Here is a 23516-nt window from a genome sequence, read left to right as displayed (position 1 = left end):
TTCGGCGTGCGGTGGACGCGGCGAACTGCGGTCGATGCGGACGGCCGGTGTCAGTCGAACATGCCGTCGAGCAGACTGCCGATCACGAGCCCGCCCAGGATGCCGCCCATGAGGTCGTTGCCGCCGCGCCGCCCCCCGCCCCAGCCCTGCTGCGGCCCGCCACCCCACTGATCGGGGCCGCCCTGGGGGCGGGAGGAGTTGATGTCGCGCTGCGCGAGCTGGAGCGCCTCGCCGGCGAGGAAGGCGACGCGTCGAGACATCGCCATGGCCTGCTCGCGCTGGTCTTCATCGATCGCGGTCGCGGCGGAGGCGGAGGTGCCCAGATACCGGTCGAGGTCGATGCGAATGCGCTCGGCCTCGGCCAGGCGGGTGCGCGCGTCGGCGCCGATCCATCCGCGGTGCCCCGCGATGACGTCACGCGCGACGGCGAGCTGCCGGTCGGCGTCGTCGATCGAGTGGCGGACGTGCTCGAGAGGCGGGATGGGCCGTGCGGCGCGCTCGCGGGCGGCCGCGATCGCGTCGTCGAGACCGGCGTTGGCGGTGCGCAGCCGCGAGAGCAGCGTGAACGGATCGGTGTTGACGCCGGCGGCGGGCAGCGAAGCGAGGGCCGTCTGGAGCTCTGCGATCGCGGCGCTGACGCCGGGGGAGTGCGGCTCCTTGAGAGCCACGACGATGTCTTGGCGGGAATCCTCGACGATGGCCGACAGCGTCGACTCGGCACGGAGCGCCTCGACCTCGAACGTCTCGACCGCGTCGATCAGCGTCGCTGCGCGGCGGGCGGCCTCGGTGCAGGCTTCGAGTGCGAGGTTCGCCTGCTCGCGCTGGCCGGCCTCACGGCGCCGCTCGGAGATCCCGGCACTGTGCTCGGCGAACCCGAGCAGCTGCTCGGCCTCGGCGGGGTTTGCCTCGACCTGCGAGAGCGCCTCGGCCGAGTAGCGGGCGGCAAGGCGCTGAATGGTCTCCCGCGCCTGAGGGAGGCGTTCGCGCAGTCGCTCGGCGTCGGCGCGCACGCCCGCGATGATCTCTGGAGCGCGACGCGCGCGGGCGATGGGTCCGGCGAGGGCCTCGGTGCGGTCGTCGAGCAGCTCTTCCGCCCACTCGCAGAGCTGGACGATGCGTGCGTTGCGAGTGCGCAGCTCTTCGGGGGTGTCGGGGATCTCGTCGTGGTTGAGCTGGTGGAGGTGGAACGCTTCGGACATGTGCGTGCGCACCGCATCGAGGGCATCCCGGAGGTCCTTCGTCGGTTCGATGCCGAGCTCGATCTCGGCGAACGACAGCTCGTCGGTCGTCACGCGGATGCGCTCGTCGGCCGCGACGAGCGCGGTGCGGGCCCGTCGCGCCAGATCGGCGTCCTGAGCCTCGAGCTCTTCGGTCTCGCGCTTGCGTTTGCCCCAGAATCCGGCCATGCATCGATCCTATGGTCGCCGGCGGTGAGGCGGCTGAGCGGTCGGTGGGACTGTGGACGCCTCGCCCGGCGTCAACGCGCTGCGACGCGCCCGAACGCGCCAGCGCGCACGAGCAGCCAGACGGATGCGGCGAGCTGGACGCCGAGCAGCAGCGCGAGGACCACGACGGGATCGGTCGCGAGCTGCGGCGGCACGAGGGGGTTCACCGGGTCCGTGGAGGATCCGGCGAGCGAGCCGAAGGGCCAGCCCACCGCGCACAGCCACACGACGACCAGCGCCGGCACGATGCCGACGACGCGATCGCGCGGACGCCACGCCGCGGAGCGGATGAGCAGCACGGCGGCGGCGCTCCAGACGGCTGCGCCGGCGAGGGCCATCGGCAGAGCCGCGACGGTGCCCGAGGCCGTGGTGACGACGGGCGTGAGGCCTCCGGCACCGACGAGGAGCGCGAGCACGGTGCCCGTCACGGCCCCTCGCCCGACGAGGGAGCGCCGGACGGGGAATCCCGACCGGAATGTGGAGGCGGTCGTCACGGCGTGGATGATCAGCAGGGGGAGCACAGTCTGCGCCAGGTGCTGGCCGAACGCCGACGGGTCGGCGAGGCGCGCCGGAAGGTCCTCGCAGCTCTCCACGCCGCAACGGCGGAGCACGCGGGTCGAGGAGATCGTCGCGGCGACGACGAACCCCGTCACCAGGGCGGTCAGCACGACGGTGCCGGTGTGCCACACGCGGGCTTGGTAGTACCACCCGCGCGACACCCACAGCACGGTGACGGCTCCCGCGAGGACGAGCGCGGCGACGGTCGCCGTGAAGGGCAGCGACGACCACGATCCGGTGAGCAGCGCCGGTGCGATGACGAGCACGACCGCGACCACGGGAGCGCCGATCGCGACCGCCCCACCGGGCCAGCGGTCGGTGAGCCCGAGCGCGCCGGCACGTGCGACCGGAGCGGTTCTGGCCGGGCGCGCACGCGGAGCGCGGAAGCGGTCGGCGCGCAGGACGAGCCACACACCCAGACCGAGCGAGCCGAACAAGGCCACCAGCACCATCAGATGCCAGCCGCCGAGCCCGGCCGTTCCGAACAGCGGCGTGAGCGAGCCGAGGAGGAGCATCGCCGGCCACCACAGCGTCGCGACGATCTTCTCGGTGCGACTCCAGCGCTGCGACGACCACAGGAGCCAGATGCCCGCCGCCCAGCCGAGGAGCGTGAACATGGCGGTGCCGAGGGTGAGCAGGAGCGCGACGAGGATCACGGCGCCCGTCGAGTCCGAGAACCTGCCGGCCATCGGCGACGACGCGATCGGCGTGATGGACTCGACGTCCGCCGCGATCAGAAGCGGGTCGCCGAGCTCGCGGAGGACGGCGTCCAGGTCGAGCCGATCTCCCCGTGCGTCGGCCTCGGCCGCGGCGTCCCGGATGTGGTCCGCCACGCCGGCGAGCACACCGTCTGCTGCCGCGGGATCCTTGGCCGCCACCGCACGATGCACCTCGACGAGGTACGCGCGGACGGCGGGATGCTGCAGCACCTCGGTCGTGTCAGCCATCGGTCGTCCTTCCCAGCGCGCTCTCGACCGAGGTCGACAGGGCGCGCCAGCTGTCCTCGAAACCGGCGACCGCGTCGCGGCCCTCGGGGGTGATGCGGTAATACCGACGCGGGGGACCGGCATCCGACTCCGCCCACCGCGTCTCGACCCAGCCCGACTCGCGCAGTCGCGACAGCAGCGGATAGAGCGAGCCCTCGCTGGCGAGCAGGCCGAGCCCGGCGAGGGTGTGAGCGAGATCGCGGCCGTACACGTCGCCGCTGCGGATCACCGCCAGCGCGCACCACTCGAGAACCCCCTTGCGGAGGTTCGTCTGCACGCGGTCGGCCGGATACATGCAATGCAAGGTACCAGGCGTTGCACGCTATGTCGACGATCCGCCGCGGGAACGACAAGGGGGCACGGACTCTGTCCGTGCCCCCTCAGAAGCGTCAGTCGTCGTAGCGAGGATTCTTGTAGCGCGGCTTGCGGGGCCCGCGGTCGTCGTCCTCGCGGCGGCGGCCGGGACCGCCGGTGTCGAGCCGCAGCTCGATGAGCCGGCCCGAGATGCGGGTGTCGGACAGCTTCTCGAGCGTGCCCCGGGGCAGGTCGGCGGGCAGCTCGACCAGCGAGAAGTCCGGGCGGATCTGGATCGCTCCGAAGTCGTCGCGGCGGAGGCCGCCCTCGTTCGCGAGCGCGCCGACGATCTGGCGGGGCTCGACGCGGTGACGCTTGCCGACCGCGATGCGGTACGTCGCCATGCCCTCGCGGGCAGTCCGGGGCCGGCGCTCCGGCCGGTCGCCGCGGTCATCGCGATCGAAGCGTCCGCCACGCTCGCGGTCGTCGCGCTCACGCGGCTCGTAGCGGGGGCGCTCGGGCTCGGCCTCGAGCAGCAGCGGCGACTCGCCCTGAGCGACGACGGCGAGCGCCGCGGCCACGTCGACCTCGGGAACGTCGTGGTTGCGGACGTAGTGGGCGATGATGTCGCGGAAGCGGTCGATGCGCTCGCTCTCGCCGAGCGCGGCCGTGATGCGGTCGTCGAAGCGCGTGAGACGGGTGACGTTCACCTCGTCGACGCTCGGGAGCTTCATCTCGGTGAGGTCCTGGCGGGTCGCGCGCTCGATCGCGCGGACGAGCCCGCGCTCGCGCGGCGTGACGAAGCTGATCGCGTCGCCCGACCGCCCGGCACGGCCGGTTCGGCCGATGCGGTGCACGTACGACTCGGTGTCGGTGGGGATGTCGAAGTTGACGACGTGCGAGATGCGTTCGACGTCGAGGCCTCGGGCCGCGACATCCGTCGCCACCAGGATGTCGAGCTTGCCCGACTTCAGCTGGTTGACTGTGCGCTCGCGCTGCACCTGGGCGACGTCGCCGTTGATCGCGGCAGCGGAATAGCCGCGGGCGCGGAGCTTCTCGGCGATCTCCTCGGTGACGCTCTTGGTGCGGCCGAAGACGATCATGCCGTCGAAGTTCTCGACCTCGAGGATGCGGGTGAGCGCGTCCATCTTCTGCTGGAACGACACGATGAGGTACCGCTGCGTGATGGTCGCCGAGGTCGTGGTCTTCGTCTTGACCGTGATCTCTTCGGGGTCGTGCAGGTACTGCTGCGACATGCGGCGGATCGTGGCCGGCATCGTCGCGGAGAAGAGAGCGACCTGTTTCGTGTCCGGAGTCTCGGCGAGGATCGTCTCGACGTCCTCGGCGAAGCCCATCTTGAGCATCTCGTCGGCCTCGTCGAGCACGAGGTAGGTCAGCTCCGACAGGTCGAGCGTGCCCTTGTCGAGGTGGTCCATGATGCGGCCGGGCGTGCCGACGACGATGTGGACGCCGCGGCGCAGCGCCGACAGCTGCACGCCGTAGCCCTGACCGCCGTAGACGGGGAGAACGTGCACGCCCTTCAGGTGCGCCGCGTACTTCTCGAACGCCTCGCACACCTGCAGGGCGAGCTCGCGCGTCGGCGCGAGCACGAGTGCCTGCGGGTTCTTCTGCGACAGGTCGAGCCGGTCGATGATGGGCAGCGCGAACGCGGCGGTCTTGCCGGTTCCGGTCTGCGCGAGGCCGACGACGTCGCGGCCCGCGATGAGCGGCGGAATGGTGGCGGCCTGGATGGCGGAGGGGGTCTCGTACCCCACGTCGCGCAGGGCCTTGAGCACTGCGTCGCCCAGTCCGAGGTCGGAGAACGTCATCGCTGCGGGCTCGGAGGGAGCCTCGGCCTCGATCTGGTCTTGGTCAGTGGACACAGTTAAGGGTAGTGCGTGCCGCCTGTGAGGCGACAGAACGCGGTCCCGCGTCAGCGCGGGAGGCTCTGCATGACCAGCTCGGTGATGTCGATCGGCTCGGTCGGCGGGAGGCTGATCGCGGCGGGGTCGATGGCGGGCACGGCAGGGGTCATCTCATGTCCTCTCTGGCGGTTCACTAGGTATGTGTCCGGATGCCCCGGATTCGTCTCACGTGATCGCGGTGCGCCGGGTGAGATCCGGATGCCGCGGCGGCACCAGCCACGCGACGGCGGTCACCGCGACCGGGAGGGCGAGCGCCAGGGCGGCGAGCCACAGCCACGGCGTGTCGGCGAAGTCGAAGTAGGTCGCCGCCGACTGGCTCAGACCCCACACCGGGATCAGCCCGATCGCGGCGCCCGTGACGGTGCCGATGCCTACGATGACCGCGGCCTGCCATGCGTTGACGTTGCGCCGCAGCGCGGGCCCGCCGCCGACCGCGCTGAGCGTGGCGTCGTCAGGTCGGCGCTCGAAGCGCGCGAGACCGAGACAGACGGCGCTCGCGCCGACCACCAGCACAGCCGCTGCGGCGAGGATGCCCCACAGCCACGGGGTGACCGGGTCGGGGCCGTTCTCCTGACGGACGGACACCCAAGCGTCGTCGTCGATGCGGATGGCTTCGGCCTGTGCGGTGAGCCGGTCGAGCGCCTCTGTCGTGAGCGGCGTGTCCCGGAGGGCGACGAGCGTCACGGGCACAGTGGGCATGCCCAGCCGCGCGGCCGTCGCGGGGCTGACGAGGATCTGAGCGCTGTGGCTGTGGCCGAGGTCTACGCTGCGCGCCTCCAGCTCGTGCACCGCCGTAGGCCCGGGCAGATCGTCCGAGCGGCTCTCCCCGCTCCACTTCCGCATCGCGGTGTCGTACGCCGCCCGATCGGCAAGGGTCCACTCGGTGACGACGATCTGACCGTCGTCGGTGGTGAATCCCGGGCTGGTTGTGAGCGCGGCGCCGCTGCGGAATGCGGCGAGGTCGTCGTCAGACAGATCGTGGTCGAGAAGCACCTCGAGGTCGCGTTCTTCCACGATCGAGAGCTGTCCGTTGAAGAATGCGGCCGCTCCTCCGCAGCCCGGGCATTCGTCCGTCGGCTGCGCGGCGACCCCGAACTCCCTCGCCGAGGGGTCGAGCACCTCCCCGGTTTCGCTGTCGTATTCGTGGCCGCCCGGCATCTGCACGACGACCGTGTGGCGAGGCTCCGTGGGCGCGACGAGCTCGTCCGCTGCGGCCACGAGCGCATCGGAGTGCTCGCTGCCGTTCTGTCCGAGCGAGACCACAATGCTGTGCAGCGGAGCCGCGAAGAAGTAGCCGCGCGTGTTGGCCGTCGCGGTGAGCGCGGTCGCAGACAGCGCGAACGACGCGACGAACACGCAGCCGGCGATGGCGGCGAACGCCGGCACGACCCGCGAGGGAGTGGCCGCGGCGTCCCGCCCTGCGATCCGCGGCGCGAGACCCCACCGCGACAGCGGCCGCGCCACTGCGACGAGGATCCAGTGCCCGGCGAGGATGACGCCGATTTGCAGCAGGACCGGTCCGGCGATGACGCCCCAGAGCCCGGCTATCCACATGGGTCCTTGGAAGTCGACCTCGTCTGCGGCATTGAGGACGGCGAGCGCGGTCCCGCCGGCGATGGTCGCGGCCAGGCCGACGAGCATGAGGGCGAGGCCCCACAATGGCCGCCGAGCGCGCAGCCTCGCCGGGCGACGGGCTCCGCGTAGCGCGCCCAGCACGTCGCCGCGTGAGGCCGCTCGGGCCGGTGCCACCGCCGCCAGCGTGCCCACGAGCACGGCGAACACCGCGATGCCGACGAGCAGCGGCCATGGCACGTTGTAGCCCCAGTTGCCCCAGAAGGATGCGACGGAGCCACGATCGGTCACCTCGAGGGCCAGCCAGGCTAGGCCGGCTCCGGCGGCCACTCCCGCGACTCCGGCGACCGCTCCCAGGGCGGTTCCCTGCATTACGACGATGCGGAAGACGTCGCTGCGCGCGGCGCCGACGCTGCCTGCGACGGCTAGCGAGCGCTGCTGGCGACGCGCGGCCACCGCGAACGCGGCTCCGGCGAGTAGTACCACGAGGTAGCCCGCGAAGACCGCGACCATGAGGCCGACCGTGAGCATGGCGATCGTGTCGGCGGACCGGGTCGCGTACACGCTCGTGCGGGCGCCGGCGGGCGGGTTGAGGACCAGGTCGTGGGCGAACACGATGAAGCCGGCGCGGTTCATCTCGTCCACATCGTCGAGGCCGGGTTGCCAGTCCTCCACATACCAGCGCTGCCGTGATTCCTCGACGAGGTCGGCGGCGCTCGGAGGGAGGAAGAGCTCCGGGACGGCAGAATCGGTGTCCGCGCGGCGCATCGTCCCGGTGACGGTGAAGTCCCGATCGCTGTCTACGAGGTGGATCTCGTCGCCGAGGTCCGCGCCGATCCGCGCGAGCAGGCCGGGGGAGACCATCGCCTCGTCGGGTTCGCGTGGTGCCGTACCGTCGAGCATCACGAAGCGGCCGGCGAAGGCGGCATCCCAGACCGGTCCGGAGGTGACGCCGACGCGTCCGGTCCCGGTCGCGGTCTCGACGTAGATGCTCCCGGTCTCGCGCAGCTCGTGGACGGTGACGCCTGGGGGGATGACGGATATCGGGTCCGCCGGCGCGGGGAGTTCGGGATTCGCCGGCATACCGGCCTCGTCCCAGTCGACGCCCCACTCCCACGCCTGGTCCACCGCCTGCCAGCGGCTCGGGTCGGGCCCACCCACCACCTCGATCCAGGCCTCGTGGCGGCCGAGTTCCAGCGTCGCGGCCTGCTCCCGCGTGGGCACATGGCTCTGCCAGAAGATCGCGCCGCCGGCCATGGCCGATACCGGAAGGAAGACCAACAGCATCACCAGCGCGCTCGACCCCTTCGCCCGCCACGCCTGCCGCCGCGCCAGGCGGGCGGCCACCAGCCACCGCGTCCATCCGCCGCGGCGCCGTGGCGCGGCATCCGTTCCCGCCCCGGGCTCGACGAGAGCGGGAGCGTCGAGCGTCGCCGTCATCGCGCGGTCGCCAGAAGGGTGTCGGCGCCGTCGCGGCGGGTCTCGTCGACGATCCGGCCGTCGCGCAGGAAGACGATGCGGTCGGCCCAGGCGGCGTGCCGGGCCTCGTGGGTGACGAGGATCGCGGCGGCCCCGGCATCCACTCTGCTGCGCAGCATGCGGAGGATGAGTTCGCCCGTCACCGAGTCGAGTGCGCCGGTCGGCTCGTCGGCGAGGATCAGCCGGCGCCCGCCGACGACGGCGCGCGCGATCGCCACGCGCTGCTGCTGGCCGCCGGAGAGGTCGTCGGGGTAGCTGTCGAGCTTGTCGTCCAGGCCGACCGACTGAAGGGCGTCGCGGCCTGCCCGCCGTGCCACGCGCCGACGGAAGCCGTCGAGCTCGAGGGGGAGCGTCACGTTCTCGATCGCGGTGAGCGTCGGGATGAGATTGAAGTCCTGGAACACGAAGCCGAGCGAGCGCCGGCGGAGCGCGGCGAGCTGCTTCGCGCTCTGCGTGCTGAGATGCGCGCCCTCGATGACCACTTCGCCGGTCGTCGGGGTCGCGAGCCCGCCCGCGATCGACAGGAGCGTCGACTTGCCCGAGCCCGATGCGCCCATGACCGCGACGAGCTCGCCCTGCGCGACGTCGAGGTCGACGCCCGACAGGGCCGAGACCGACGTAGGACCTGTGCCGTACTGCTGCGTCACGCCGATGAGGCGCAGCACCGCGTCGCTCACCGGGCGGCCTCGATCGTCTCGCCGACGGGGGAGTCGGATGCCTCGGCCTTCGCCGGCCGGCCGCGCTTGGGGCGATCGGTGGACAGCTCGAGCGCCATCGCGTGCCCGGGGTGGAGGGCGAGGCGCTGCTCGGTGTGGTCGAGCCAGCGCACCTCCGCCTCGGCCGTGAAGATCATCGAGTCGACGACGAGCGACCAGGCGAGCTCCTCCGGACCGTCGGGGTTCGACCCCGCGTACTTGGCCCGGTTGAGCTCCTGCAGCTGGCCGAGCGACGCGCGCCGCTGCGTCTGGATGATGCCCGTCACGTCGACGCCGGGGAGGGTCGCGGCGACCGCCAGCTTGATGGCGAGCTCGTCGCGGGTGCCCTGGCCGCGCTGGACGGGGGAGGCGAGCCACTCCCGCACCTCGGCGGCTCCGGCATCCGTGATCTCCCAGTACACATGACCCTGCTCGTCGACGTCGCCCTTCGCGACGAGTCCGTCGCGCTCGAGCCGGTCGAGGGTGTTGTAGATCTGGCCGACGTTGAGCGGCCAGGTCGACCCGGTGCGGCGGTCGAACTCCGCTCGGAGCTGATAGCCGTAGCACGGCCCCTGATCGAGGATGGCCAGAAGGCTCTGTCTCACCGACATGGACGGACTCCGTTCGACTGCATACCGAGTATGTAGTTGCTGAGTATATACATACCGGGAAACTTCGACCGGTCGCCGCTCCACACCCAGCGCACACCAAGGTCACGGGTGGATAACATAGGCAGGTATGTCTGGGGCCGTGCGCCCCGGCGGCATCGGCGCCGATCGCGCCACACCCGACAGATGGAGACACTCCGTGGCAAACCCCCTCGAGAAACTGCTTCGCGCCGGCGAGGGTCGCATCCTCCGGCGGCTGCAGCAGGTCGTCAAGGCGGTCAACGCCCTCGAAGAGGACTACGCGCACCTCACCGACGAGGAGCTGCGGGGCGAGACCGCCGAGCTCCGCGCGCGGTTCGAGGCCGGCGCGACGCTCGACCAGCTCATGCCCGAGGCCTTCGCGGCCGTCCGCGAAGCCGCCAAGCGCACGCTCGGCCAGCGCGCCTACGACGTCCAGATCATGGGCGGCGCGGCGCTCCACCTCGGCAACATCGCCGAGATGAAGACCGGTGAGGGGAAGACGCTCACCGGCGCCTTCCCCGTGTACCTCAACGCCATCGCCGGTGAGGGCGTCCACGTCATCACCGTCAACGACTTCCTCGCGTCGTACCAGGCCGAGCTCATGGGCCGCATCTACCGCGCCCTCGGCATGACCACCGGCATCATCGTCGCCGGTCAGACCCCAGAGGTCCGCCGCGAGCAGTACAACGCCGACATCACGTACGGCACCAACAACGAGTTCGGCTTCGACTACCTCCGCGACAACATGGCGTGGCGCAAGGAGGACCTCGTCCAGCGGGGCCACTTCTTCGCGATCGTCGACGAGGTCGACTCGATCCTCATCGACGAGGCGCGCACCCCGCTCATCATCTCTGGCCCGTCGTCGGGCGAGGCGAACCGCTGGTTCGTGGAGTTCGCCAAGATCGCCAAGACGCTCGAAGTCGGCGTCGACTACGAGGTCGACGAGAAGAAGCGCACCATCGGCGTGCTCGAGCCCGGCATCGAGAAGGTCGAGGACTACCTCGGCATCGACAACCTGTACGAGTCGGCCAACACCCCGCTCATCTCGTTCCTCAACAACTCGATCAAGGCCCTCGCACTGTTCAAGCGCGACAGCGACTACGTCGTCATGAACGACGAGGTGATGATCGTCGACGAGCACACCGGCCGCATCCTCGTCGGGCGCCGCTACAACGAGGGCATCCACCAGGCGATCGAGGCGAAGGAGGCGGTGCCCGTCAAGGCCGAGAACCAGACCCTCGCCACGGTCACCCTGCAGAACTACTTCCGCCTGTACAAGAAGCTCGCCGGCATGACAGGCACCGCCGAGACCGAGGCGGCGGAGTTCATGTCGACCTACCAGCTCGGCGTCGTTCCGATCCCGACGAACAAGCCGATGATCCGCAAGGACCAGTCCGACCTCGTCTACAAGAACGAGCAGGCCAAGTTCGCGCAGGTCGTCGAAGACATCGCCGGCCGGCATGAGAAGGGCCAGCCGGTCCTGGTCGGCACGGTCAGCGTCGAGAAGAGCGAGTACCTGTCGCGCCTCCTCGCCAAGAAGGGCATCAAGCACGAGGTCCTCAACGCGAAGAACCACGCGCGCGAGGCCGAGATCGTCGCCCGCGCCGGGCGCCTCGGCGCCGTCACCGTCGCCACGAACATGGCCGGCCGCGGCACCGACATCATGCTCGGCGGCAACGCCGAGTTCCTCGCGGTGCAGGAGATGAAGGCCAAGGGCCTCGACCCGGTCGAGACGCCCGACGAGTACGAGGCCGAGTGGGATGCCGTGTACGAGGGCACCCGCGACCGTGTCGCCGAGGAGAGCACGAAGGTCGTCGAGTCCGGCGGTCTCTACGTGCTCGGCACCGAGCGCCACGAGTCCCGCCGCATCGACAACCAGCTGCGCGGTCGCTCCGGCCGTCAGGGCGACCCCGGCGAGAGCCGCTTCTACCTGTCGCTGACAGACGACCTCATGCGGCTGTTCCAGTCGGGCGCGGCCGAGGCCATCCTCGCCCGGACGAACTTCCCCGACGACGTCGCGATCGAGTCCGGCATGGTGTCGCGCGCGATCAAGTCGGCGCAGAGCCAGGTCGAGGCGCGCAACGCCGAGATCCGCAAGAACGTCCTCAAGTACGACGACGTGCTCAACCGGCAGCGCGAGGCGATCTACTCCGACCGCCGGCACATCCTGCAGGGCGACGACATCGCCGATCGCGTCCAGCACTTCATCGAGGACGCGATCGAAGCCGTCATCGACGACCACACCGGCTCCGGGCACAACGAGAGCTGGGACTTCGACGCGCTCTGGACCGAGCTCAAGACCCTCTACCCGGTGAGTGTGAGCATCGACGAGGTCGTCGCCGAGGGTGCCGGCCGCAAGGGCGGCATCACCGCCGACGGACTCAAGCGCGAGATCCTCTCCGACGCCCGCATCGCCTACGACAACCGCGAGCAGTCGCTCGGCACTCCCGCGACGCGCGAGCTCGAGCGCCGCGTCGTGCTCCAGGTGCTCGACCGCCGCTGGCGCGACCACCTGTACGAGATGGACTACCTCAAGGACGGCATCGGCCTGCGCGCCATGGCTCAGCGCGACCCGCTGATCGAGTACCAGCGCGAGGGCTACCAGATGTTCCAGGCCATGATGGGTCAGATCAAGGAGGAGTCGGTCGGCTACCTCTACAACCTCGAGGTCGAGGTGCGTCGCGCCGGCGAAGGCGAGGCCGAGGTCGACGCCAAGGGCCTGGGTGAGATCCCGGCGGCCCCGCAGAGCCTGGAGTACTCCGCCGCGAACGACGCCGGCGAGGTCGAGGTGCGCAACGACCGCGGCCAGGTGCAGCAGGCGGCGACGAGCCGACTCCGCCAGGCGGCGGCCGCGGCCTCCGCTGCCCAGGCACCCGCCGCTCCGGCGCCCGAGCCTCAGCGCGGGGCCTTCGGCCAGCGGACGGATGCCCCGGCCGAGGCGCCTCAGCAGGCTCCGCTGAACCGAGCCCAGCGCCGCGCCGCGGAGCAGAACAAGAAGTAGCAGCCGGCCACCGGCGCACGCGCGAGAGCAGGACGGATCCTCCGGGATCGTCCTGCTCCCGTCGTCTGCGCGCCGGCGGGCGGAGACAAGGCCACCGGGCGTCGATTGGCCCCGGCATCCCGCCGGTATCCTGATCCGATGAGTCCGCTTCGCCCGCTCGACCAGTCCAGCAAGCTCAAGGATGTGCTCTACGAGATCCGCGGGCAGGCCCTGGTCGAGGCCGACCGGCTCGAGGACGAGGGTCACACGATCCTCAAGCTCAACACGGGCAACCCTGCCGTGTTCGGGTTCGAGGCGCCGTTCCAGATCGTGCGCGACATGCTCGAGGCCGTTCCGCACGCGCACGGCTACAGCGACAGCCGCGGCATCATGTCGGCGCGGCGCGCAGTCGTGTACCGCTACGAGCAGGATCCGACCTTCCCGCCCTTCGGTCCCGACGACGTGTACCTCGGCAACGGCGTGTCCGAGCTCATCACGATGGTCATGCAGGCGCTGCTCGACGAGGGCGACGAGGTGCTGATCCCTGCGCCGGACTATCCGCTGTGGACGGCGATGACGAGCCTCGGCGGGGGAACGCCGGTGCACTACCTCGCCGACGAGCAGAACGGCTGGCAGCCCGACCTCGACGACATCCGGGCGAAGGTCACGCCGCGCACCAAGGCGATCGTCGTCATCAACCCGAACAACCCGACCGGCGCGGTGTACTCGCGCGAGGTGCTCGAGGGCATCGCCGAGATCGCACGCGAGAACTCGCTCCTCGTCCTGTCGGACGAGATCTACGACCGCATCCTGTTCGACGACGCCGTCCACATCCCGATGGCGTCGGTCGCCCCCGACCTGCTCGTGCTCACCTTCAACGGCCTGTCCAAGACGTACCGGGTCGCCGGCTACCGCTCCGGCTGGCTCGTCATCACAGGGCCCAAGTCGCACGCCTCGGGATTCCTCGAGGGCATCACGCTGCTCGCGTCCACGCGCCTGTGCCCCAACGTCCCGGCACAGCACGCCGTGCAGGCGGCGCTGTCGGGGGTGCAGTCGATCGATGCGCTCATCGCCTCCACCGGGCGCCTCCACGAGCAGCGCGATGCCGCATGGGAGGGCCTCGAGGCCATCCCCGGCGTCACGTGCGTCCGCCCCGAGGGGGCGCTGTACGCCTTCCCGCGCCTCGATCCCGACGTGTACGAGATCCGCGACGACGCGAAGCTCGTGTACGACTTCCTCGTCGCCGAGCACGTGCTGCTCGTCCAGGGGACGGGATTCAACTGGCCGACACCCGACCACCTGCGGATCGTCACGCTCCCCGAGGCGCGTGTGCTGTCCGAGGCCATCGAGCGGCTCGGCAACTTCCTCTCCTCGTACAAGCAGTGATCGGTCGGATGCCGCGGGAAGCGGCATCCGTCAACCCCTTCCGCCACCCGGGAAGGCGTCGTAGCGTCTCGGCATGGCCATCCAGTTGAATCAGGCGGCGCTGCGCCATGCGCGCGCGCTCATCCGCGAGGGGAAAGTCGTCCGCGACGAGCGGGACGAGTGGTCGGAGGCGGCGCCGACCCCCGATGAGGAGAACGGCTTCATCGAGCGGGAGGGCTGGACCCAGTACTCGCACTGGCACATCGGCGTCGACAGGCGCGAGGATGCCGAGACCAAGGGGGCCTACTCGTTCCCGTTCGGCGACTTCCGCAGGGTGCACCGATCAGGGGTGATCGCGGGGGAGAGTCGTGCGGGGCAGCACGACCACACCGAGATCCGTGACGCGATGAAGTCGCTCCTCGACCTCATCGACGAGGACGACGGGAAGAGTTGACGACAGGGCCGCCCACGTCGTTGTGGTCGACCCTGGCGTCGGTCTGAGATCGCCTCCTCGGCGTCAGAGCAGGGCGAGGGATGTCGCGCGCCAGCGCCCGTCCATGCCCTCGAGCCGAAGGGCGACAGCGCGCGTGCGGGCGGGGCCCTGGACGATGACGACGGACTCGACGACCCCGTCGACGGGCGAGGAGTGGTGCACCGAGAGGATCGTGTGCACGGGACGCTTCGCCGGCATGCCGCGGGCGCTGCGCGCACGTGCCGCGAGGTTGGATCTCGTGACGAGCTTGCGGTACGGCTCTTCGGTGAGCCAGCGTGCGAGCTGGTCGACTTCGCGCACTCCGGCGAGCACTTCGAGCACGCCGCGCGTGATGTTGCGCAGGAACGGCTCGGGCTCGGGGAGCGCGGTGGAGGGCGTCCGCTGCGGTGCGAAGAACTCCGAGAGTTCGACGCTGCCGCCGGGCGCGCGATATGCGCGGGCAGAGCCCGCGGGCGTCATTGCCATTGGTGCCTATCTCGACAGGGGGGATGTCTTGCGGACAGTAGAACACACGGCGAACTCACAGAAAGAATCCGGAAGGGCTCTTGTGGATAACTTGTGATCGAGTCGTGATGATTTGCCCTACTCTCGCTGGGTGCGCTGGGACCGGTTCTTCGACGACCTCGAGGATCAGCTCGCCTCCGAGTGGGAGGCAGAGCGTGCCGCGCTCGACACCGAGGCGGAGCGACTCCGCCTCTCGCGCGTGGCGCTGCACGAGCGCCTCGCGATGCTCGCCGCCGCGGATGCCACGTCGCCCGCCCTGTCGTTCGAGTTCGCCGACGGCACGACGCTGCGGGCCGCCGTGACCGGCGTCGGTGCGGACTGGGTGGCGCTCCTCCCCGCGGAGGGCCGGGCAGGGGCGGTCATCGCGCCGTTCTCGGCGATCGCCGCCATCGGGATGCCCCACCACGAGATCCTCCGCAGCGCGCGGCCCGCTCCCGCCCGGTCGGCGCTGGCCGACCGATTGACGTTCGGGTTCGCGCTGCGCGACCTCGTCCGCCGCCGCGTCGGCGTCTCGATCCACCTCGGATCGGGGAGGGCGCTCACCGGGACGATCGATCGCGCCGGCGCCGATCACCTCGACCTCGCCCTGCACGAGCCAGGTGCGCCGCGACGCGCGGAGAGCGTCGCCGGGCACCGGATCGTGCCGTTCTCCGCCGTCGCGTGGATCCTGGTCGAGGGAACCTCGTCGGTGCTCTGACGCGCCGTCGTCAGTCGGGGTGGCGAACCGAGCCTGTTCCCCACAGCTCGGGGAAGCTCGCGTTCTGCGCCTGACGCCAGAGAGCCGTGCGGCGAGCCTCTTCGGACTGGTCGTCGAGATACGCCGCGACGCTCGCCTCGTCGACGCGCCACCGCGCGGGAGAGCCGACTCGGAGGCCACGGAGCCGCCCCTCGAGAACGAGCGCCATCACCTCGTCGACGGACACGCCGAGCACCTCGCCCACCTGGGCGGGGGCGAGCAGGCGCACGTCCGAAGTCGGGATCTCGGGCATGCCCCCATTATGGCCTCGCCCCGAAGGAGAGGGCCTGGCCCGGAAGGGGCTGTGGATAAAGAATCCGGCCGATCCGCGCCCTGGGCGACGATGGGGGAATGACCGCCGTCGAGTCCGTTCGCACCCCTCGCCGAGCCTTCTGGGGCGACGCCCGATTCCTGCTCGGCATCCTGCTCATCGTCGCCTCCGTGGCGGGCGTGTGGTTCGTCGTGACGGCGTCGCGGCAGACCGTCCCCGCCTACGCCGCAGCGCGCACGATCGTGCCGGGCGAGACGGTGACCTCTGACGACGTCCGCGCGGTCGAAGTCGCCCTCGGTGCACTCGGCGACGCGTACCTGGCCCCCGAGCAGCTCGCCGACGGCCTCGTCGCCACGCGCACCATCGCCGAGGGCGAGCTCGTCCCCTCCGCCGCGCTCGGCGACGCCGCGGGCGCGCGGACGACCAACGTGGTGGTGCACAGCGCGGTCGACGTGCCGGCGTCGGTCGACGCGGGCACCGTCGTCGAGGTGTGGGCGGCACCCCTGGGCAAGTCCGGCGAGTACGACAAGCCGCGCATCCTCGTCGCCGACGCGACCGTCGTCTCGGTCACCCGCGACGACTCGATGATGGGCGGGGGAAGCGCGGCGCTCGAGCTCGTCATCCCCCGGGCGGACGTGGCCGCCACGCTGGCCGCGATGGCGGACGAATCCGCGCTGTCGGTGGTGCCGACCGCGGGCGTGGGCTCGTGAAGCTTCTCCTCGCCGTCGCCGACGGTGCCGCACTGGCCGATGGCCTGCATCGCGAGGGGCAAGAGATCGTCGCCGTCGTGGAGGCCTCCGCCCTTGCGTACGCCGCGCACGAGATGATGCCCGACGCAGACGCGCAAGCCGTGCTGCGCGCGGTCGCGGATGCGGACGCGGTGGTGCTCGACGTCTCGCGCGAGACGGTGACGACGGCGGTCGTGGCGCTGTGCGACCGCGCCGGCACGCGCATCGTCCCGCGCTGCGCCGACATCGCGGCCGAGCGGCTCGCGGGCGCGTTCGGGCTCGAGCGCTCCGTGCCGCTCGACATCGAGACCTGGCGCCTCGCAGACGTGCTCGCCGCCGCTCCGGAGCCGGCAGCGGGCGCACAGCCCGCCTCGCGTCAGGAGCCGCGGGTGATCGTGGTCTGGGGCCCCGGCGGGTCGCCCGGCCGCTCGACGGTCTCCATCGAGCTCGCGGTCGAGCTTGCCCGCGGCGGACGCCATGTCGGGCTCGTCGACGCAGACACGCACGCCCCGTCGATCGCCCTCGCACTGGGCCTCGCCGACGAGGGGCCGGGCTTCGCCGCCGCATGTCGGCAGGCCGGCCTCGGCGGGCTGGATGCCCGCGAGCTGTCACGGGTGAGCGCTCCGCTGGGCCGCTCGGGGGTCGACGTGCTGACGGGACTCAACCGGCCATCGCGCTGGCCCGAGCTCAGCGAGTCCCGCGTCGCCGGCGCACTCGCGACGTGCCGCGAGTGGGCCGATTACACCGTCGTCGACGTGGCCGCGTCCCTCGAGCGCGACGAGGAGATCATGAGCGACCTCGACGGCCCGCGACGCAACGCCGCGACGCTCGCCGCGCTGCGCGCCGCCGACCTCGTGGTCGCCGTCGCCGGTGCCGACCCGGTCGGCGTCTCGCGGTTCCTCCGCGCGCACTCCGAGCTGCGAGCCACGATCGGCGCCACGCGCGTCGCGGTGCTCGCGAACCGGCTCCGACCCGGCACGCTCGGCATCGACGCACGAGGGCAGGTGCGGCGCACGCTCGATCGCTTCGGAGGCATCGACGACGTCTGGTTCCTCCCGCAGGACCCCCGCTCGGCCGACGCGGCCCTTCTCGCGGCGCGGCCGATCGCCGAAGTGGCGCCGAGGTCGCCGATCACCCTCGCCCTGCGCCGGTTCGTCGGCGATGCCATCGCTGCGGCACCCGCCCCCGCCGGGCGAGGCCGGCGCCGCGCGCGCCTCGTCGCACAGCCGGTCGGCTGACACCAGGACCGCACCCCATGGCGCTCCGCACCGAACGCCCGGTTCGCCGACGCGCCCTAAGCTGAGAATCGTGTCCACCCTCAGCGACCTCGTCTACGCCCAGGGCCGTTCCAGCGCGGAGGATGTGGAGTGGCTCCACCGTCTCGCGGGCGACGGTCAGCTCCTCGCCGATCTGGCGTTCGCCGACATCGTGCTGTGGGTTCCGACATCCGATGACTCGTTCGTCGCCGTGGCGCACACGCGCCCGAGCGGCGCCGCCACCCTCTTCTACCGCGACATCGTGGGGGACCGCGTCCGCCCGCAGTGGCGCACGCAGGTGCGGGACGCCTTCCAGACCAGCCGCATCGTCGACTCCGCGTCGCCGGACTGGTTCGAGGAGACCCCGACCCGCGTGCGGGCCGTGCCTGTCGTGCGCTCGCGCGGGAGCGAGGCGGCCCTCACGATCGGCGTGCTGACCCGCCACACCAACCTCGGCGAGGCCCGTACGCCGTCACGGCAGCAGATCACCTTCAACGACTGCGCCGACGAGCTCTTCGGCATGATCGCGACCGGGCACTTCCCCGATATGTCGGCGCCCACCAGCCCGCGTCGAGGTGCGCCCCGAGCGTCGGATGGGCTCGTGCGACTCGATGTGGACGGCATCACCACCTTCGCGAGCCCCAACGCGCTCTCGGCCTTCAACCGACTCGGGTTCGACGACGAGCTCGAGGGCGAGTCGCTGGTCGAGGTCGTCACGCGCATCCTTCCGTCCAATCGCCAGTTCGACGAGTCGCTCCCGGTCGTCGTGACAGGTCGTGCGCCGTGGCGCACCGACGTCGAGGCGCGCGGAGTGACCGTGTCACTGCGGACGATCCCGCTGCGCGATCACGGCAGGCGCATCGGGGCGATCGTGCTCTGCCGCGACGTGACCGAGATCCGCCACCAGGAGCAGGAGCTCATCACCAAGGACGCGACGATCCGCGAGATCCATCACCGCGTCAAGAACAACCTTCAGACCGTTGCGTCGCTGCTTCGCATCCAGGCCCGCCGGTCGCACAGCGAGGAGGCGCGCGAGGCCCTGACGCAGGCCATGCGCCGTGTGTCGGCCATCGCGGTGGTGCACGACACCCTCTCGGAGGGCCTCGCGCAGAACGTGGACTTCGACGAGGTCTTCGACAGGGTGCTCAAGCTCGTCGCGGAGGTCGCCGCCGCCCCGAACACGCGGGCGCGCACCCACTCCACCGGACGCTTCGGCACGCTGCCGAGCGAGTACGCGACCCCTCTGGCGCTCGCGCTCACCGAACTGGTGACCAACGCCGTCGAACACGGGCTCGCCGGACAGGAGGGCGACGTCGAGATCCTCGCCGAGCGCAACGAGGAGAACCTCGAGGTGCGCGTGCGCGACACCGGCTCCGGCCTGCCCGAAGGTCAGGTCGGGCGCGGTCTCGGGACGCAGATCGTCCGCACCCTGATCCAGGGCGAGCTCGGCGGCACCATCGACTGGCACACCATCATGGGCAGCGGAACCGAGGTCACGATCGAGATCCCGTTGCGCTACATCGAGCGCGCCAGGGGCTGATCGGATGCCGCGACCCGCGGCATCCCCCGCTGGGGTGTGATGCCGGGCCGTGCGCGCGACGCGACATTCCGGTCGATACGAGGCTCGATGCGCCGGGTGTCGACCGGAATGATGTGCGTCGGCGGGAGCCGGCGTGCGGCTGTGTCAGGAGGCGCGGCGGGCGCGGGCGGCGCGGCGCTTCAGGGCGCGCCGCTCGTCCTCGGAGAGGCCGCCCCACACGCCCGAGTCCTGACCGGTCTCGAGGGCGTACTGGAGGCAGACCTCGGTCACGGTGCACCGTGCACAGACCGACTTCGCCTTCTCGATCTGGTCGACGGCTGGTCCGGTGTTCCCCACGGGGAAGAACAGCTCGGGGTCGACGGTCAGGCAGGCGGACTTATCGCGCCAGTCCATGGTGGTGCTCCTTGATGACGGGGGTTGGGTGACGAGGACACCGAATTCGGGTCCGGTACCCTGTGGGGATGTGCGAGCGTTGCTCGCCCCACGTCGCTGTGGGAGCACACGGCTTCACCAATCGTCCCATAGCGGTTTACCTAGATCAAGGGATGAACGGCACGTTTCTGTGCAGGTTGCTGAGTATTCCCTTTGCGACATAGAGGGTTCGCACAATCGACAGGCCATTCACTGAAGGATCGTTAGGAATGCGAACAAACACGTTCGGTCGCGTCGCGGCCGTCCTGGTCGGCCTCGAGGGCCTCGGACTCGTCGCGCTCGCGATCTGGCAGGTCGTGGCGCTGGCCTCCGGCGACACGGCGTCGATCGAGAGCGCGCTCGCGCTCGTCGTCCTCACGGTCGTCGGCGCTGCGGCGGTGCTCGCCTTCGCGGTGGCGATCTGGCACGGACGCTCGTGGGGTCGCTCCGGCGGGATCGTCGCGCAGCTGCTGATCCTCGCCGTGGCGCTCGGGGCGGCGACGGGCGCCTACGCCGAGCCGCTCAGCGCGCTCGTGCTCGCTGTGCCCGCCGTCGTCGTGCTGGTGCTTCTCGTGCTCGCCGTGCGCGAGGCGGGTCGCCACGCGCGGGACGAGGCATCCGCCTGACCAGACCGCGCAGGAGAGAGGGCGACGGGTCTACGAGGCGTCGAGCCCGACGAGCTTGCGGATCCGCGCGACGTGCCCGGTGGCCTTGACGTTGTACAGCGCGTGCGCGACGCGTCCGTCGGGGTCGATGACGAACGTGGAGCGGAGCACTCCCACCACCGTCTTGCCGTAGTTGAGCTTCTCGCCCCATGCGCCGTACGCGTCGTGCACCGCGTGGTCGGGGTCGCTCAGCAGGTCGTAGGTCAGACCGTCGCGCTCGCGGAACCGCCGCAGCTTCTCGGGCTCGTCGCGCGAGATGCCGAGCACGGTGTAGCCGGCGGCCTGCAGCGGGGCGAGGCTGTCGCGGAAGTCGCACGCCTCGGTGGTGCATCCGGGCGTCATCGCCTCCGGGTAGAAGAACAGGATGACGCTGCCGCCGCGCAGGGTCGAGAGCGACACCGGGCGGTCGTCCTGATCGACGAGCGTGAAGTCGGGAGCGGGGGAGCCGGGTTCGAGGCGCGTGGTCACGCCTCCAGCCTAGGCGCCGTCGCGCTGCGGACCGGCGTCGCGTTTGGCGAACGTCTCGAGCAGGCGCTGGAGCGAGTCGAGCCGCGCCGCACCGCCCGGTCCGAGCCTGCCCTCCTCGACGGCCTCGACGATCGCGCAGTCGGGGGCATCGGGCAGGTGCGTGCAGCCGCGCGGGCACTCCTCGGCGAGCTCCGCCAGATCGGTGAACGCGCGCAGGATGTTCGAGGTGTCGACGTGCCCGAGACCGAACGACCGCACACCGGGGGTGTCGATGACCCACCCGTTGCCCGCGGGCCCGACGTAGCGAAGCGAGACCGTCGAGCTCGACGTGTGGCGCCCGCGCCCGGTCACGACGTTGACGTGGCCGGTAGCCCGCCGGGCGTCCGGCACCAGTGCGTTCACGAGGGTGGACTTGCCGACGCCGGAGTGGCCGACGAACACGGTGGAGTGCCCGACCAGCGCTTCGCCGATGCGGTCGATCGGCATATCGCTCGTGGGGTCGTCGGCCGAGCCGAGCCCACCCGTGAACACCTGCAGGTCGAGGCCCTCGAAGTGCGCGAGGAACTCGGTCGGGTCGGCGAGGTCGGTCTTGGTCACGACGAGAAGGGGCCGGATGCCGGCATCCAGCGCCGCGACGAGGTAGCGGTCGACCAGCCGCGCGCGCGGCTCGGGGTCGGCGGCAGCCACCACGACGAGCATCTGATCGGCGTTCGCCACGATGACCCGCTCCACCTGGTCGGTGTCGTCGGCGCTGCGGCGGAGCAGTGACGTGCGGTCCTCGATCCCGATGATGCGCGAGAGCGTGCCGTCGTCGCCCGACGTGTCGCCGACGACGCGCGCGCGGTCGCCCGTGACGATCGGCATCTTGCGCAGCTCGCGGGCGCGCACGGCGAGGATCGTGTGCTCGTCGGCACCGTCCTCGTCGACGAGGACGGTGTAGCGGCCGCGGTCGACCCCCAGGACACGCGCGATCCGCGCGTCGGAGTGCGCGGGCCGCCGCTTCGTGCGGGGCCGGTTCGCCTTCGGGTTGGGCCGGACACGGATGTCGGCCTCATCGAACTCGGGTTCGTCGTCGTCGTCGAGGTCGTCGAGCCAGCTCACGATGCCCGCATCGTCTCCGCAGGATGGGCGGCGGCCGCGCCGTCGTCGTCGATCATCGCCTGCCACAGCTGCGGGAACTCCGGCATCGTCTTGGCGGTGGTGCCGATGTCGTCGACCTCCACCTCGGGGACCGCGAGGCCGACGAGGGCGCCGGTCGTGGCCATCCGGTGGTCGTGATGGGCGTGCCACACGCCGCCGTGGAGCGGACGCGGCACGATGCGGATGCCGTCGGGCAGCTCCTCGGCCTCTCCGCCGAGCCGACGCAGCTCGCCGACGAGCGCCGCGATGCGGTCGGTCTCGTGCCCGCGGATGTGCCCGATGCCGTGCAGGGTCGACGGAGCGTCGGCGAAGGCGGCGAGCGCGAAGATCGTGGGGGTGAGCTCGCCCGCGGCCGACAGGTCGAGGTCGACGCCCTGGATGCCGGCGCCCGCCGTCACCGTGAGCGCGCCGCCGCGGCGCTGCACCTTGGCGCCCATGAGCGCGAGGATCTCGGTGAGCATCGCCCCGGGCTGTGTCGAGTGCGCGGGCCAGCCGGTGACCGACACGGAACCGCCGACGATCATCGCCGCCGCGAGGAACGGCGCGGCGTTGGACAGATCGGGCTCGATCGCGACGTCCTTGCCGCGGAGCGGACCGGCGGGGACGATCCACTCGCCGGGAGCCGGTCGCTCGACGTGCACTCCGCGGTGTGCGAGCGCCTCGACGGTCATGTCGATGTGCGGAATGCTCGGCAGCCGCGCACCCGCGTGATGCAGATGCAGGCCGACGTCGAATCGGGGTGCGGCGAGCAGCAGGCCGGAGACGAACTGGCTGGAGGCGCTCGCGTCGATCGTGACCTCGCCGCCCCGCGTGTGACCGTGGCCACGGACGATGAACGGGAGCGCCCACCGGGCGCCGTCGTCGATGTCGACGCCGACGTCGCGGAGCGCCGTGATCATCGCGCCCATCGGGCGGTGGAGGGCGCTCTCGTGCGCGGTGATGGTGACGTCGCCTCGTGCGAACCCGCCGAGGCCGGCGACGAAGCGCATGACGGTCCCCGCCTGCCCGCAGTCGACTTCGGTGTCGCCGCGGAGCGGCCACACGGGCGTGACGACGATGTCGTCGCCGAATCGGCCGGCTCCGGGTTCGAGCTCGATGCCGACTCCGAGCGCCCTCAAGGCCTGGATCATCCGTGCCGAGTCGTCGGAGTGCAGGGGCGCCGTGAGGCGACTGGGTCCGTCGGCGAGGGAGGCGAGGATGAGCTCGCGATTGGTCAGCGACTTCGAGCCCGGGACGGTGACCGTCGCGTGCAGGGGACCGGCCGCCACAGGCGCGCGCCAGTGGCCGCGCCCAGCCGGCGCGGTGGAAGGGGAATAGCCGCTGCCTGTCATCGGGTTCTACCCTACTGAACCCCGTCCCCACGGACCCGGATCAGA

The 23516-nt window shown here is 71.2% G+C and carries 21 protein-coding genes; 8 read left to right on the top strand and 13 right to left on the bottom strand.

The features are described 5' to 3' along the window. Nucleotides 1-50: 50 nt before the first annotated feature. The 7 genes from EER34_RS01380 to EER34_RS01350 form a co-directional block, all read right to left on the bottom strand. Nucleotides 51-1406: a hypothetical protein gene (locus EER34_RS01380; protein ID WP_127472790.1), complete on the bottom strand. Its 1356-nt coding sequence runs from the start codon at nucleotides 1404-1406 to the stop codon at nucleotides 51-53. A 71-nt stretch (nucleotides 1407-1477) separates the two neighbouring features. Beyond that, the gene (locus EER34_RS01375) at nucleotides 1478-2950 is read right to left on the bottom strand and encodes a hypothetical protein (protein WP_127472789.1); all 1473 of its coding nucleotides are present in this window, start codon (nucleotides 2948-2950) and stop codon (nucleotides 1478-1480) included. Then, a complete protein-coding gene (locus EER34_RS01370) occupies nucleotides 2943-3284 on the bottom strand; it encodes a PadR family transcriptional regulator (protein WP_127472788.1) in 342 nt (113 codons plus the stop codon). Before EER34_RS01370 ends, EER34_RS01375 begins: the two co-directional genes overlap by 8 nt. 94 nt (nucleotides 3285-3378) lie before the next feature. After that, complete coding sequence (locus tag EER34_RS01365) at nucleotides 3379-5112, bottom strand: DEAD/DEAH box helicase (RefSeq protein ID WP_127474229.1); 1734 nt, start codon at nucleotides 5110-5112, stop codon at nucleotides 3379-3381. Between the two features lie 261 nt (nucleotides 5113-5373). Beyond that, the gene (locus EER34_RS01360; RefSeq protein ID WP_127472787.1) at nucleotides 5374-8220 is read right to left on the bottom strand and encodes an FtsX-like permease family protein; all 2847 of its coding nucleotides are present in this window, start codon (nucleotides 8218-8220) and stop codon (nucleotides 5374-5376) included. After that, complete coding sequence (locus EER34_RS01355) at nucleotides 8217-8936, bottom strand: ABC transporter ATP-binding protein (protein WP_127472786.1); 720 nt, start codon at nucleotides 8934-8936, stop codon at nucleotides 8217-8219. The genes EER34_RS01360 and EER34_RS01355 overlap by 4 nt, the downstream gene beginning before the upstream one ends. Further along, nucleotides 8933-9565: a PadR family transcriptional regulator gene (locus EER34_RS01350; RefSeq protein WP_127472785.1), complete on the bottom strand. Its 633-nt coding sequence runs from the start codon at nucleotides 9563-9565 to the stop codon at nucleotides 8933-8935. The genes EER34_RS01355 and EER34_RS01350 overlap by 4 nt, the downstream gene beginning before the upstream one ends. A 196-nt stretch (nucleotides 9566-9761) precedes the next feature. On the opposite strand from EER34_RS01350, the gene secA reads away from it, so the two are divergent. The 3 genes from secA to EER34_RS01335 all read left to right on the top strand — a co-directional run bounded on the left by secA (nucleotide 9762) and on the right by EER34_RS01335 (nucleotide 14382). After that, a complete protein-coding gene (gene secA / locus EER34_RS01345; protein WP_127472784.1) occupies nucleotides 9762-12584 on the top strand; it encodes a preprotein translocase subunit SecA in 2823 nt (940 codons plus the stop codon). 138 nt (nucleotides 12585-12722) lie between these two features. Continuing rightward, a complete protein-coding gene (locus EER34_RS01340; protein WP_127472783.1) occupies nucleotides 12723-13949 on the top strand; it encodes a pyridoxal phosphate-dependent aminotransferase in 1227 nt (408 codons plus the stop codon). Nucleotides 13950-14022: 73 nt separating this feature from the next. Continuing rightward, entirely contained in the window at nucleotides 14023-14382 is a 360-nt protein-coding gene (locus EER34_RS01335; protein ID WP_127472782.1) for a hypothetical protein, read from the top strand. Between the two features lie 63 nt (nucleotides 14383-14445). Here EER34_RS01335 and EER34_RS01330 read toward each other — a convergent pair whose 3' ends face one another. Then, nucleotides 14446-14886: an Rv3235 family protein gene (locus tag EER34_RS01330; RefSeq protein WP_127472781.1), complete on the bottom strand. Its 441-nt coding sequence runs from the start codon at nucleotides 14884-14886 to the stop codon at nucleotides 14446-14448. A gap of 130 nt (nucleotides 14887-15016) precedes the next feature. Here EER34_RS01330 and EER34_RS01325 point away from each other — a divergent pair, with 130 nt between their 5' ends. After that, entirely contained in the window at nucleotides 15017-15622 is a 606-nt protein-coding gene (locus tag EER34_RS01325; protein ID WP_127472780.1) for a hypothetical protein, read from the top strand. 10 nt (nucleotides 15623-15632) lie between these two features. On the opposite strand, the gene EER34_RS01320 is transcribed toward EER34_RS01325, so the two are convergent. Further along, nucleotides 15633-15914: a helix-turn-helix domain-containing protein gene (locus EER34_RS01320; RefSeq protein WP_127472779.1), complete on the bottom strand. Its 282-nt coding sequence runs from the start codon at nucleotides 15912-15914 to the stop codon at nucleotides 15633-15635. A 98-nt stretch (nucleotides 15915-16012) separates the two neighbouring features. Between EER34_RS01320 and EER34_RS01315 the strand changes: the two genes are divergently transcribed. The 3 genes from EER34_RS01315 (at nucleotide 16013) to EER34_RS01305 (ending at nucleotide 19456) form a co-directional block, all read left to right on the top strand. Continuing rightward, complete coding sequence (locus EER34_RS01315) at nucleotides 16013-16642, top strand: SAF domain-containing protein (RefSeq protein WP_127472778.1); 630 nt, start codon at nucleotides 16013-16015, stop codon at nucleotides 16640-16642. Further along, nucleotides 16639-17898: a CpaE/TadZ family protein gene (locus EER34_RS01310; RefSeq protein ID WP_127472777.1), complete on the top strand. Its 1260-nt coding sequence runs from the start codon at nucleotides 16639-16641 to the stop codon at nucleotides 17896-17898. Before EER34_RS01315 ends, EER34_RS01310 begins: the two co-directional genes overlap by 4 nt. Nucleotides 17899-17968: 70 nt before the next feature. Further along, entirely contained in the window at nucleotides 17969-19456 is a 1488-nt protein-coding gene (locus EER34_RS01305; protein WP_127472776.1) for a sensor histidine kinase, read from the top strand. A gap of 144 nt (nucleotides 19457-19600) precedes the next feature. Here the strand turns inward: EER34_RS01305 and EER34_RS01300 are convergent, their stop codons facing one another. Then, the gene (locus EER34_RS01300; protein WP_055967481.1) at nucleotides 19601-19849 is read right to left on the bottom strand and encodes a WhiB family transcriptional regulator; all 249 of its coding nucleotides are present in this window, start codon (nucleotides 19847-19849) and stop codon (nucleotides 19601-19603) included. A 248-nt stretch (nucleotides 19850-20097) separates the two neighbouring features. On the opposite strand from EER34_RS01300, the gene EER34_RS01295 reads away from it, so the two are divergent. Then, on the top strand, nucleotides 20098-20493 hold the full coding sequence (locus tag EER34_RS01295) for a histidine kinase (protein ID WP_127472775.1): 396 nt from the start codon (nucleotides 20098-20100) through the stop codon (nucleotides 20491-20493). 30 nt (nucleotides 20494-20523) lie between these two features. Here EER34_RS01295 and bcp read toward each other — a convergent pair whose 3' ends face one another. From bcp to aroA, 3 genes are read right to left on the bottom strand one after another with little or no spacing between them, the layout of a single operon-like run. Further along, complete coding sequence (bcp, locus tag EER34_RS01290) at nucleotides 20524-21000, bottom strand: thioredoxin-dependent thiol peroxidase (RefSeq protein WP_127472774.1); 477 nt, start codon at nucleotides 20998-21000, stop codon at nucleotides 20524-20526. Between the two features lie 9 nt (nucleotides 21001-21009). Beyond that, on the bottom strand, nucleotides 21010-22101 hold the full coding sequence (rsgA, locus tag EER34_RS01285) for a ribosome small subunit-dependent GTPase A (RefSeq protein ID WP_127472773.1): 1092 nt from the start codon (nucleotides 22099-22101) through the stop codon (nucleotides 21010-21012). Then, the gene (gene aroA / locus EER34_RS01280) at nucleotides 22098-23471 is read right to left on the bottom strand and encodes a 3-phosphoshikimate 1-carboxyvinyltransferase (RefSeq protein ID WP_127472772.1); all 1374 of its coding nucleotides are present in this window, start codon (nucleotides 23469-23471) and stop codon (nucleotides 22098-22100) included. Before aroA ends, rsgA begins: the two co-directional genes overlap by 4 nt. Nucleotides 23472-23516 lie beyond the last annotated feature (45 nt).

Origin of the sequence: Microbacterium sulfonylureivorans (assembly GCF_003999995.1) — a bacterium.
Lineage (GTDB): Bacteria > Actinomycetota > Actinomycetes > Actinomycetales > Microbacteriaceae > Microbacterium > Microbacterium sulfonylureivorans.
The sequence above is the reverse complement of the archived record's forward strand: the minus strand, read 5'-3'. Positions and strand labels throughout refer to the sequence as shown.